The 13,126-nt window shown below is 44.6% G+C and carries 10 protein-coding genes; 5 read left to right on the forward strand and 5 right to left on the reverse strand.

Annotation, left to right across the window (positions count from 1 at the left end):
* Positions 1-1,116, forward strand: coding sequence for a HigA family addiction module antitoxin (locus LKE40_03075; protein MCH3916451.1), 1,116 nt, complete (start codon positions 1-3; stop codon positions 1,114-1,116).
* Positions 1,117-1,221: 105 nt separating this feature from the next.
* Here LKE40_03075 and LKE40_03080 read toward each other — a convergent pair whose 3' ends face one another.
* From LKE40_03080 to LKE40_03090, 3 genes are all read right to left on the reverse strand, one after another.
* Positions 1,222-1,728, reverse strand: a complete 507-nt coding sequence (locus LKE40_03080) for an AAA family ATPase (protein ID MCH3916452.1) — start codon at positions 1,726-1,728, stop codon at positions 1,222-1,224.
* Between the two features lie 109 nt (positions 1,729-1,837).
* Positions 1,838-2,248: a MerR family transcriptional regulator gene (locus LKE40_03085; GenBank protein ID MCH3916453.1), complete on the reverse strand. Its 411-nt coding sequence runs from the start codon at positions 2,246-2,248 to the stop codon at positions 1,838-1,840.
* 126 nt (positions 2,249-2,374) lie between these two features.
* Positions 2,375-3,508: a DUF362 domain-containing protein gene (locus LKE40_03090; protein MCH3916454.1), complete on the reverse strand. Its 1,134-nt coding sequence runs from the start codon at positions 3,506-3,508 to the stop codon at positions 2,375-2,377.
* Between the two features lie 584 nt (positions 3,509-4,092).
* On the opposite strand from LKE40_03090, the gene LKE40_03095 reads away from it, so the two are divergent.
* Positions 4,093-5,337 (forward strand): MFS transporter, encoded by a 1,245-nt coding sequence (locus tag LKE40_03095; GenBank protein ID MCH3916455.1) that lies wholly within the window; start codon positions 4,093-4,095, stop codon positions 5,335-5,337.
* Between the two features lie 231 nt (positions 5,338-5,568).
* On the opposite strand, the gene LKE40_03100 is transcribed toward LKE40_03095, so the two are convergent.
* On the reverse strand, positions 5,569-7,500 hold the full coding sequence (locus LKE40_03100; protein ID MCH3916456.1) for an FAD-dependent oxidoreductase: 1,932 nt from the start codon (positions 7,498-7,500) through the stop codon (positions 5,569-5,571).
* 13 nt (positions 7,501-7,513) lie between these two features.
* The gene (locus tag LKE40_03105) at positions 7,514-8,764 is read right to left on the reverse strand and encodes an MFS transporter (protein MCH3916457.1); all 1,251 of its coding nucleotides are present in this window, start codon (positions 8,762-8,764) and stop codon (positions 7,514-7,516) included.
* A 322-nt stretch (positions 8,765-9,086) separates the two neighbouring features.
* Between LKE40_03105 and LKE40_03110 the strand changes: the two genes are divergently transcribed.
* The 3 genes from LKE40_03110 to LKE40_03120 all read left to right on the forward strand — a co-directional run bounded on the left by LKE40_03110 (position 9,087) and on the right by LKE40_03120 (position 13,120).
* On the forward strand, positions 9,087-9,971 hold the full coding sequence (locus tag LKE40_03110; GenBank protein ID MCH3916458.1) for a helix-turn-helix transcriptional regulator: 885 nt from the start codon (positions 9,087-9,089) through the stop codon (positions 9,969-9,971).
* Between the two features lie 287 nt (positions 9,972-10,258).
* Positions 10,259-11,737, forward strand: coding sequence for a nitronate monooxygenase (locus tag LKE40_03115; GenBank protein ID MCH3916459.1), 1,479 nt, complete (start codon positions 10,259-10,261; stop codon positions 11,735-11,737).
* A 51-nt stretch (positions 11,738-11,788) separates the two neighbouring features.
* Complete coding sequence (locus tag LKE40_03120) at positions 11,789-13,120, forward strand: MFS transporter (protein MCH3916460.1); 1,332 nt, start codon at positions 11,789-11,791, stop codon at positions 13,118-13,120.
* The last annotated feature ends 6 nt before the right edge of the window (positions 13,121-13,126 follow it).

Raw genomic sequence — 13,126 nt, forward strand, 5'->3', positions numbered from 1 at the left:
ATGTTTGATAAATTACGTCCGTTCTATAATCCAGGACCAGGTGATGTTATCAGGGATGCCATGGAAGAACTCGGCTGGCAACAGAGTGATTTGGCCGACATTACCGGTCTGACCGGAAAATCAATAAATAAAATAATCAATAACAAACAGGGGATTACGCCAGAAACAGCTATCCTCTTAGGTAAAGCTTTTTCCACTCCGGCAGAACTGTGGCTCAATCTTGATGCAAAATACCAACTGCGTAAACAGGAAACAGATACCTGTGGAAAGGAAGCGCTTGCAGAAAAAAAAGCCCAGATGCGTAAATATATGCCAGTGGCAGAACTAAAGAAGAAAGGCTGGCTTTTATATGACGTATCTACCGCAAAAGGAATTGAGCAGGAATGTCAGCGACTTTTCGGAAAACCGGAGATTCCAACAGAAGAATACAATCAAGAAAAGAAATTTGCCGCACGGCAGACGCGGTTTGATTTTCAGTATACGATGTGGTATTGCCGTACATGGTTTGAATATGCAAAGCTGTATGCGCCCGCGGCCGCTCCAAGACAGGCATATGACAGAGAAAAACTTGCAGACCTAGCGGGAAACTTCTGTATGTTCCTTGCTGCAAAAGATGGAATTGAGAAAGTACTCACTGCTCTTACTGACTGCGGCGTAGGCTTTTTTGTGCTGAGCCACCTTACAAAGACATATCTTGACGGAGCAGCTTTCCTACAGGATGGTAAACCTTTCATTGTATATACCGCACGCTATGACCGCATAGACAACTTCTGGTTTGTACTTGCACATGAGATTTCACACATTCTTCTGCATTTTGACTACCTTTGTGAACCCGTGCTGGACAATCTTGATTCAAATGCAGAAACGAAGCGTGAACAGGAAGCTGATGAAAACGCCTCGAAAATGCTGAATTCAAAAAAAGTTATTTTACTGGGGCAACATTATGGAAAATACCTGTCCGCAGACAGGCTTGAACTGATAAGCAGAGAATCAGGTGTGCCGATTACCGTTGCCCTCGGAATATTACAGCATGCAAAAATTATTGAATGGCGGCAGTTCAGCAAATACAAGGAAAAAGTCATGAATAAGATACCAGTAGGTATGGTAAAGGGATAAGGTAATCCAAAAATAAACAGAAATACATTACCAACATAGGGAAAATCCTATGGAAAATAAACTTTTGAAATTGGAGACATTTCAACTTGAAATACCAATCAGGTCTCATTTCTGCAACTTGAACAGCAACAGGTCAAAAGATTCTTCAATTGTCAATCCGGCAGTATCGACATGGACTACAGTCCTGTTTTCCCAAGGTTGGTAGTCCCTGCTGAGAATCTCAGCCCAACTTGGGAGTTTAAGCCCTTCGATATCAGTAGTTCGCCCCTCGACTCTCCTACGATGTTCAATGACATCACTACAGGACACTTCAATGTTGATACAGGAAACCTGTTCTTTTTTTGCAACATTTTCCCATTCTTTCCTTGTCAGATTCCACGGATTACAACAATCGGCTATTACATCAAGGCCAAGACGAAGATTATCTGCGGCAATGCGATAAGCAAGACGATACCCCTCGCCTTTGACATCAAAAGAACACAAATCCCGCAATCCCTGCTTAATGACATCAATCCTTAGATATGTACAGGACAATTTTTGAGCCAGCAAGGATGCAAGTGTAGATTTGCCAGATCCCGGCAACCCGGAAAAGACATAAAGTATGGGTTTCATGAACAGTAGTTCTCCCTTTCTTTTCCCTTAAGGATACTATGGGAGACAGTCTGCAACAAGAGTTGACATCCCATCCTACAGGTTCCTGCAATAATAAGGAAAAGTCTGGTCAATCAAAGATCATACAGTTTTTCCCATCTTTATAGATGGCTTCCGTACCAGCTTCCAGGGCCTTCTTATAATACCGACATTTGAAATCAATGACAGACAGCGTTTTTTTCAATGCTTCCATCTGCTCTTCAACGATTTTCTTCCGCTCAACGAACATGTCGTAACGTTGCTGCAACGTACAATCTCCCTGAGCACACCAGTCTATGAAATGCCTGATGTCCCTGATGGGCATGCCTGTAGCTTTCAGGCATTCGATTACCCGTAGTGCAGCAACATCCGATTCCCTGAACACCCGGGTACCTGATGCAGACCTGCCTACCATCGGCATCAAACCTTCTTTGTCGTAATACCGCAATGTGTACACCGTAAGATCTAACATTTCTGCAACTTCACCGATTGAATATGTCATATCCTGTCTCCCAATCAAACATCGGCCTTCGTGAGTAACCCGAAGACCGACAGTAGTTTCGGTATTCCATATTTTAATACGACAATTCTATATTCCAATATGGTCCCGGTTATTTAAAATAGACCCTTATTTGACGGTAATCAACTCATAGGTACGGGAACCTAAACCTATCTTCTGGGCATGTTCCAAGCAAGTCTGCCATTCAGATTCAGGAGCCGAATTGGTAAAATGATCATGATGATCAACGAAACCAGGTTTCATCATATTGGCATAGAGCTGACTTCCAGGAAGCGGAGTCGCCTTCTGGCAAGCATCCACACAGGCTTGGTCCAGCGCAACAGGATCAAGCGATGCGAACATTCCCAAATTAGGCAGTATAGGCACATCATTTTCACCATGACAGTCACAGTTCGGTGAAACATCGACAACCAAAGAAATGTGAAAGTTCGGACGCCCATCCACTACAGCCTTGGCATATTCTGCCATCCTGCAGTTGAGCAACGTGTTGGCAGCATTGTTGTCAAATACGATGGCATCAAAATTACAGGCTCCGAGGCAACGGCCGCAACCGACACAGTTATGATGGTCAACCCTCATCTTCCTTGTTGCTGCATCAAAGACCAAGGCTTCGTTGGCACACTCTTTCTGACATCGGCGGCAACCACGGCAAAGATCTTCCTTTACATGTGGTTTGCCACTGCTATGCTGTTCAGATTTTCCTGCCCGGGAACCACAGCCCATACCGATGTTCTTCATGGTTCCACCGAAGCCGACCATCTCATGTCCCTTGAAATGTGTCAGGCTGATAAAGACATCCGCATCCATTATAGTCCGTCCGATTCTTGCTTCCTTGACATACTCACCGTTTACCACAGGAACCGCAACATCATCGGTCCCTTTCAGTCCATCACCGATCAAGACAGGGCAACCGGCACTCAACGGTGTAAACCCATTTTCCCATGCACATTCCAGATGCTCCAAGGCATTTTTCCTACTACCAGGATACATAGTATTGCAATCAGTAAGGAACGGTTTGCCGCCAAGTTCCTTCACTACATCAACGACAGCCTTGGCATAGTTAGGCCTCAGGTAACTGATATTTCCTTTTTCTCCGAAATGCATCTTGATGGCAACGAATTTACCGTCCATGTCAATCTGTCCGATGCCAGCCTTTCTAAGCAACTTCTTCAGTTTCGTCGGCAATCCATCTCCAAAAGGTTTTGTGTGAAAATCAGTAAAATATACCTTTGCTTTTTCCATCGTCCGGTACTCCTTCAACATTTATCCCGTATCCTGCGGGTCCTTGGCAATGCTGCAGGCATATTGTGCTTGCAGCACATAACATGAAAAGAAACAACTTTCCTTCCCCGTTTTCTTCAACAGTCAATCCATGTTCAGGAAAGTCTCTTGATGTCCCAGGATATATCCAATGGTTTTATCGGATACCTACCCTGAAAGGACACTCTTGGATAACCATAAAACATAGAGTCAACTCTAGGTCAAGAGCGTTTAAAAAAAATATCAGCCGGAACAGCTGTCAACAGAGCTCACTCACCTTCTTTTTACTGGTACAGCCAATAGTCACAAAAGAAGACAGCACACGGGTTTCAGTAACCATGGTCGGGTACAATCTGATTTGATTTCTGTCCTAACATAGATTTCTTAAGATCTACACATCAACATCATTGCGTTTTTTTCCCCGTAATTCTGTCCGTTTCCAACAAAAACAATAAATAAGCAACTCTTTCCCATAATCCACACATCTTGCAGTCAGGAGTAACTGGCCTAATACTGTAATAATACATTCGATAGATATTTATCTTAATTGATACAGGAAGTTTACCATGCAACATACAATCCGATTCAAATCAAAAGCTATGCCGGTACTGGTATTAGGTATCTTCATGATGTACTTTTATTCAGGGCTTCAGACAGATCATCTCAACGTATTGACTCCTTACTATACAAAACTCGGTTGGGATGCTGTAACTATAACGAATCCTGTAACATGGGCAGGTTTTGCAGTCATACCAGCTACACTTCTGGTAGGTACGCTTCTGCTGAAGAAAGGGATTCCACAAGTTGTGGTACCTTCGACAATCATTGTAGCTCTGGCTATGATCGGTCTGGCTTTTGCCGGCACACACATCCTACAGTATGATATCTGCCTTTTTTGCATGCGGTTATTCATCCTTCCCTTGCAGATGGGAGCCTTCATGCTCTGTACGAACTGGTTTATTGAGAACAGAGGCAAAGCATTGGGTATCGTCACCATCGGGAGCCCTCTCTGCACAGCTTCGTTCATCTATTTGCTGTCAAGAGGAGTCACTCGCCGAGGTTTCACCGCCTCATATGCTACGGTCAGTATCATACTGCTTGTCTTGGCTCTTCTAATCAAATTGTTGATTCACACTGCACCGGAAGAACTTGGAATGCACCCAGACGGCAAGGCAGTACCCTCATCTTTCCAAGATAAGGATACAGACATCCATTTGACATTCAGGGAAGTTTTTTCAAAAAAAGAATCCTGGCTGTTGGTCATTTCCTATGGATTTCTGCAATTTTGTATTGTGGGCATCATGTCTTTCTATGTCTTCAGGTTGCAGAAAGTCGGTACAGTTCCCTCACTTTACTTTTTCTGGCTTTCTGCTGCTGCCATTCTCGGAATCCCGTTCAGTTGCCTCTTTGGCTGTATCGATGACAGGTTTTCAACCATCAAAGCTTCGTATTTTCTTTGCCTCACGTTCATAATGTCTTTGCTGGGACTCAGATATATGAAAGCAAACTGCTCATGGATGCTTGCCCTCACTGCAATCGGAATTGCCGGCGTAACAGGTGGTACACCTACCTTACATCCATCCATCACTTCCTATGTTTTCGGCAGAAAGCAATATCAAGCAGCAAACCGTTGGATTATGACAGTCCAAGCTATCCTAATGGCGTTTTCCCTTTATTTTATGTCATCGATACTGGATTTGACAGGAAGCCTGGACCTTGCATATGACATCATGGTGATTCTCATAGTCATCGCAATCATCTGCCTTGCAGTCATTGGGAAAAAGCCAGACTACGACAGGCAAAGAAATTGAAACAGATCTTTTGTAACAACTGATAATAACAAAGCAGGGATGTAACTATACAAATCAAAAACACGATAGGCTCCAGGTTGATTCCGCTACCATCATAAAGCTTACAAACAAGTCTCTTTCAGGCTTTACAGATCAAGAATCGTCCTCATCTGCTATGTCAAAAAAAGGAACTGTTGCAGATAAGACAACAGTTCCTTCATCGGGCAGTACAAGCTCACTACATACTCTACATCAGATTTGAATGGCAGCAGCATATGCCGTAGCCATGGCCGTCTCCACGGTCCCTACCCCCGCACAGTCTCCGATAGGAACGTAGCGTTTCGCGACATCTGTAAAAGCTGAAGCTTCCTGACGCCTAGGCCGCATACCAACCGAGACAATGATATCCTGTCCCTCAACCAAATGGGGATTACCTTCCCCATCCAGACAGTTGACACCCTTGTCCGTAATGGAAGTACACTTATAGGAAGTGATATACTCCAGACCAAGCGTCTCGTCAAGTTTATTGAGCAACTCAGTCCTATGAGTCGGAGAAGCATCAGGAGCAAGCCGTTCCTGCATCTCTATGATAGTAACTTTCTTGCCCATCATAGCAAGATGAAGACCTGTCTCACAGCCTACTTGTCCTCCTCCGATAATAACTATCTTACCAGAAAGAGATGCTTCATTGCCGTAGGTAGGCAAAGCCATATGGACATTGCTGCCATCCATACCAGGTAACCTTGGACGTACAGGTTCTGCACCCACCGCAGCTACCAATACATCGGCTTTTTCCTTAGCCAGAAGCCCAGAAGTTGCCGTGCAGTTCAACTTGACTGAAATACCGGATTTTGCTACTTGGTCGACCATATACCGTTTGAATTTGGCCAGATCATACTTGAATGATACTTTCTCAGAAAACTGGAGAGTACCTCCCAATTCTTTTCCCTTTTCGTAGAGGATAACCTCATGCCCTCTTTGATCAAGCACAAGGGCAGCCTCCATTCCTGCAGGTCCACCGCCGACAACAAGTACTTTTTTCTTTCTTTCCACAGGACGGCAAAGAGAAGGAAGTACATGCTGCAGGCCCATCTCTGGATTGACGGTACAAGCAAAACGCACATCAAAACAAGCACTGTCATGACAACGCATACACTTGATGCAAGGTCTGACGTCTTCACCTCGTCCTTCATAGGCCTTTTCGCCCAGATCAGGATCAGCTATGAATCCACGGCCTACTGCAACGATATCCGCTTTCCCGTCAGCAAGTATCTGATCTGCACCATCAAGGTCCTGTATGCCTCCTACAGCAATGACAGGAATCTTGACTCCAGAAGCTTTCACGGCCTGTGCCAGATACACATTTGGCATAGGAGGAAGAAAGTCACACGGGTGGGTGACTGTCATATACTTTTCCCCAATCATACCGGCTGAGACATGGATCATGTCAATTTTATCCTCAATAAGTTTGGTAAACTTGATGGCCTCGTCGATAGTAATACCGCCCGGAGCTATCTCGCTACCACTGATTCGCACAGAAATCAACAGCCTACGGCCTACTTCCTCCCGGATCCGGTCAATGATCATACAAGCAAAACGTGCACGGTTTTCAAAGGAACCACCGAATCTGTCAGTCCTCTTGTTGGTAAGCGGTGATAAAAATGATCCCACCAACAGACCATGCCCGAAATGAAGCATAGCCACGTCAAAACCTGTTTCAACCAGCACTTTGGCAGCATGTCCATACCCATCGACAATTTTCTGGATGACTTCCTCAGGCATTTCCTTTGCAGGCTGTCCTGTCATCAAAGGGGCTCCGTCACTCACACCGTACGGCATACCTACGACGCCTGACACTCCTAATTCCATCGAAGCCTTGGCTCCATAGAAATGGAGCCTATGGGCAAGTTGTGCCAAACCATATTTGTGATTGGTCTGATACATATCAAAGTCAGAATGAATACCGTCCGTTTCCTTCAAAGGGAAAAGGCTTGCCCCGACGCAGGATACACAGGCTGCCCCACCTTTTGCTTTGTCTGCATAATAGGCAATCACAGACTCGGTCGGGTACGGTACCGGCATATTGAGGGAATGTACACCGGTAGGTGCTGCAAAAATACGATTGCGGAACGTTGTCCGTCCAACGGTCAGCGGTTCCAATAAATGAACATATTTCTTTTCCATATCTTTCTCCAAATCAATTCATTGGTTTTTGTTGGCTACGGTCAAAATCGGGTTTCCTACCGATGACAAGCAGACAAATGACAGCTATTACGACCAATCCGATCATAATCTCGTAGGCCAGATCCAAGCTCCCTGTAGCATCCATTACGGAAGACATGAAATAAATACCGAAAGCCATGATAATCGACTGCACAGTCATAATCCAACGATTTGCTGCCTGATATTGCTTACGGCCATAGACATATGTAGTAATGGAAGGATGCAACGTACCTGTCCCACCGCTGATACCGGCAATACCGATGGCAGTGACGACCAACATCGGAATATTGTTTTTTGTCATAAGCAAAAGACCTACGATAGTAAGAAAATAGGCAATACAAAGAGCCAGACTCGCCTTTACGGTACCGAACTTATCATCAAGGAAACCAAAGAAATTACTAGAAAACATACCGCCGATAGCAGCGACAGAAAGGAAGGAAAGATAAAGGGCCGGTGTTGATCCTGACATATTCATGCGAACGACAAAAAACGGCATGATACAACAGATACAGAATTGGAGCCACCCCAACGAAAAAACCAACATCCAAGCATCCAACTTGCTGAAAACAGCTTTGAAGGACAGTTTCTCTTCATCTTTCTCATGGGTAGGAGCCACAGTTGCGCCATCGGGGAACAGACCGACATCCTCAGGGCTTGAAACTACAAAGATTGCGATAAGCAAGGCAAGTACCAGAATAATACCTCCGGTCAGCGAGTAGGTAAGCCTCAAACCGATTCTGTCGACTCCAATAGTCAACAAGGCAATGAAAGTTGCAGTACACAATGGACTTCCCATTACCATCGTTCCCAATGCCCGTCCACGGGTCTTTATGAACCAATTGGTGCAGAGCATGAAGGCACCCATCTGAAGCGGAAGTATAAAAAGTCTCATGCAGAACAGACAAATGCTATACATGACCAAGTTGGTACCGGAAAGGGACAATCCAATCGTAGATATACCGACGATAATCGTCGAAGGTACTACTACGTTCTTTACACCGAACTTGATCAACAATGTTCCGACAAGCAAGGTAGCAGGAATAACAACAAAACCGGCCCATGTAACCGGGTTGGTAATCGTTACGGCACTCCAGCCCAATTTCGTATAGTAAGGTGTCAGCACATTCAGGTGATCTGCCTGCAGTCCTGAATAAAAGTACATCATGAAGACACCCAAGACAAGGATAGGAATAGTCCGTTTCCTGAAAGCAACTCTAGTATCCATATATCATTTACCTCTTTGTTACGGAAAAAAGACAATCGCTCTTTTTTTACCGTTTTGATAACTTAGATTGTAATGGGAAATCTGTGCTTCTCAAGGTATATGACAAATTGAAATAAGTGGTTTATTCTTTGATTTCAGACTTTGGATTCCATCTGATATCTAAAATTGTCCAACAAATCAAAGACAAATTATCAGAATTTGCTGAGATTCGCCGTACATATTCGGGAACTTGACGCATTGACAGATAATTAATCCATTATATTATTATGATTGTCACATAAATCTTTTCTAATAATTGTTCACTCTTGATAAGGAGACAGGAATGGGATTCAACATTGAACAGGCCATATTGGACAATCTGAAAAAATCCAATCTACCCGAAGATTGTGGTTATAGGCTGATCTGTGAAAGTTCACAGAATATCATTTCCCATAAATCTACGTTCCTTACCATATGTTTTGTCCATTGTTCTGCCAGGATAGTACTGGATGGCAACAAGTTCAATGCTTCTGCAGGCAATTACATCATGGTGAAAGAAAGTTGCCCGTTCAGTACCCAGGTACTCCCGCTGAAAGCTGGTGAGATCGGTATCTTTATCCTTGATTTCAGCAAGGATTTCTTCGACGAACTTTACTATTTACAGATCTCTGACTGTCCTATATTTTATGATTTCTTCAGACCGTTGTCCGGTGAAAAGGAATACCTGGTTTTTGACAATACAGAAAATGAATTGCCTGCATGGAGTTCCAGATTGCTGCTTTATGAAGCCAGTAAGGAATATGTCGGGAAAAAAAAGGCGATACTTGCATGCCTGGTCATTTTCCTTACACAATTGCATAGGACACACCAGAATCACCTGCTCATCAGCAAATCATCCATGATGACTACATATCCTTTCAAAGCCGGCAGATATCTCAAGTATATGGCAGACAACTATAGGACAGTGACACTTAATTCCATGGCAAAGGAATTCGGATATACTCCTGCGTATTTCTCAACCTTGTTCAAGAAAATGGTATGGACTACTTTTTCTGAAAAGCTTATGGAGCTGAAATTGGAACAGGCAAAGTCATTGCTGACAACGACCTCACAGTCCATCGAAGGAATTACACAACTCGTCGGATTTACGGATAAAAGCTATTTTCACCGCTGCTTCAAAAAGAAATTTGGGCTTACTCCCGGAGCCTACAGGAAACTTCATACCTAAGAACTACACAAATATAACATCCTTGCCAGCATAAGGTTTTTCAATCTCCAAGGTAGCTTCCTTATTTTATTGCCATTTTCACAAGATAAGGTATAAGTATTGATTATAATTGGATTTATTCTTACAAATGTGATGACCTCGCATCTCATTGAAAAGTTTTCTCATACCGCAAGTTGCCAACTTGAATAATTTTTATTGACACTTTGACATTTTTTGTAATTTTGTTAGAATAAAAGAGAAAGTGCACCAAGACTTTCTCAAAAGACTTACCAATGAAGGAAAAAACTATGGACATCTCACACTTCACTGACATCATCGATTCACTGAAATCAGTATCAGGCAAACTGGTCGAACAGTTACCGACAGACAGGATATCAGATTCCATCAAAAGCATGCAGCACCTTGGGAAGCTATGGCCTCCCCTGCGCATAGGGAACCACACAGCCCGCATCCCGATTGTCCAAGGCGGTATGGGAGTAGGTATATCACTTTCTTCTCTTGCGTCAGCAGTAGCAAATGCAGGAGGCATCGGTGTCATTGCTGCCAATGGTATCGGCCTTCTGGAAAAGGACTACTACCAGGAGGGAAGGAATGCCGGCCTCCGGGCATTGAGAAAGGAAATACGAAAAGCCAGGGAGCTGACAAAAGGCATCATCGGCGTCAATATCATGGTAGCGCTCAATGATTTTCATCAGATGCTTGATGTTGCAATTGAGGAAAAAGTCGATGTCATCTTCATGGGTGCAGGCCTTCCCATCAAGGGAATTCCTATCCGGAAGCTAAGAGAAAACAACGTCGCCGTTGCCCCTATCGTCAGTTCCGCAAGGGCAGCCGGCCTGATCTTCAGGATGTGGGACAAACTGTATAAGGATATTCCCGACGCAGTAGTCATCGAAGGGCCGATGGCAGGAGGCCATCTTGGTTTTTCTGCTGACCAGATAGAGAAAAAAGAATTCCAGCTGGAAAACATCATACCGCAGGTACGGGATTCCCTTGTTCCCTTTTCACACACATATGGGAGAGAAATTCCTATTGTGGCAGGAGGGGGTGTATTTACAGGAAAGGATATCCACACCATCCTCAGCCTCGGAGCCTCCGGTGTACAGATGGCAACACGTTTCGTTGCTACTGACGAGTGCGATGCTGACATACACTTCAAGAAGGCTTACGTCAACTGCACAAAGGACCAGATCGGCCTTATCAAAAGCCCCGTAGGTATGCCAGGAAGAGCCATACGGAATAAATTCATTGAAAACAGCGAGCAAGGCAGGCACCCTGCTTTCCGATGTGCATGGAAATGTCTGGCAAACTGCAAGGCACAGGAAGCCAACTATTGCATTTCAATTGCACTCAACAATGCCAGAAAAGGCATGATAGACAGCGGCTACGTATTTGCAGGAGCGAAAGCATATCTTATAGATAAAATAGTGCCTGTAGCCGACCTGTTCCAGGAACTTGGCAACGGTTATTGGATTGCAACCCATAAAAAAGCAACACAGAGATTGGCACAGCTGGTAAGCAGTACCAGGAACCTGTGGGAAAAATATGAGGAATTGGAAAACAAGTCCAGAACCGCCGGACAAATCTATGCACAGTCATTGGCAAATCTGCCAAACCATTCTCTCAGTGAAGCCAGAAAGCAATACAAATCGGCTCTGGCAAAGGCGAATAGCCTGCAACTGCAGTTGATCGAAAAGGTAATGTGTGCATGGAAGCTAGTCAATGAAGTACCGGGACCAAGCGAAACATTGCCGATAAAAGCCTAAGGATTCCTCCCCTGAAAGCCGTTTTTCTCTTGCCTGTCCTTTTTCCTGTCAATGCAGTACCATAGCAAGCATCTTATCAGACAGGGAAATCACAAGGTGAAGAAAAACGGCACAGGATTCTATCTGTTCTGGTCAACACAGATGGTGTCGACCCTCGGCAGTTCCATGACCAGTTATGCCCTGATCCTTTGGATATACGAAAGGACACATCGGGCATTCCCCGTTTCCCTTTTATCTTTCTATTCCTATATTTCATATATAATTGCCAGTTTTCTTACAGGACCGTTCATTGACCGCGGCAACCGGAAACGGACGCTGGTCCTCTGCGATTCCATTGCAGCCCTCTGTTCCCTTCTCATCTGCATCGTTTCCCTTCAGCACAACCTGAATACCGGGTATGTCTTTGCTGCTGCAGTCATTGTCGGAGCAACAAATGCAGTATCAGCTCCGATCCAGACAATTGTAGCAGGATGCCTCATCCCTCAGAGAAATTATGAAAAAGCCAGCGGCCTAAAATCTTTTTCCTCATCCCTGACCGCGGCATGCACCCCCGCATTTGCCACGGTCTTTTACAGCATCTGGGGCTTGAGCGGTATCCTTATAGTAGACCTGTGTAGTTTTTTTGTAGCCGTTTCGGCCCTCCTGTTTGTCATCAACGTACCAGAACCAGCCCCTACTGAAAGAAAGGACCAAGGTTCATATATTGAAGAGGGCAAAATCGGGTATCTATTCCTCCTACAACACAAAGGACTCTTCCAAATCATCATCAGTATGTGCATCATGAATTTCTTTTCCCGTCTGACCTATGAGAACATCCTTCCCGCAATGATCTTGGGACGGTCAGGCTCTTCCACTGTACTTGCATGGGTAACAGGAGTCATCGGCATCGGAGGAATCGTGGGAGGTTTGATGGTCTCACTGTTTCCGCTTCCAAAGCATAAAGTCAAATTGCTTTATGTCGCCGCTGGCTTTTCTTTCCTTTTCGGAGACCTGCTGATGGGTTTCGGAAAGAGCCTATGGCTTTGGCTGCCAGCTGCAGTTGCAGCCAGCATACCTATTCCTTTCATCATAGCCACCCAACAATATCTGCTCTATCAGACCGTACCGGAACAGCTCCAAGGAAAAGTATTTGCAGCCCGCAATGCAATCCAATATGCAACGATTCCTATCGGCATCCTTTTGGGAGGCTGGCTTTCTGATTCTGTATTCGAACCTCTGATCGGCATGCAGGGTTCCATTCCCAGTCTGCTGAGAAAGTTTCTTGGCTCGACTCCAGGTTCAGGAATGGGAGCTATGTTCCTCTGCACAGGAATCCTCGGAACCCTGACATGTATCATTGCAGCAAGAAATAAGCACGTCAAGAAACTTGACAGTAGCATGTAGTTGTGG

The organism is Spirochaetia bacterium (assembly GCA_022482625.1).
Classification (GTDB): Bacteria; Spirochaetota; Spirochaetia; order Sphaerochaetales; family Sphaerochaetaceae; genus Pleomorphochaeta.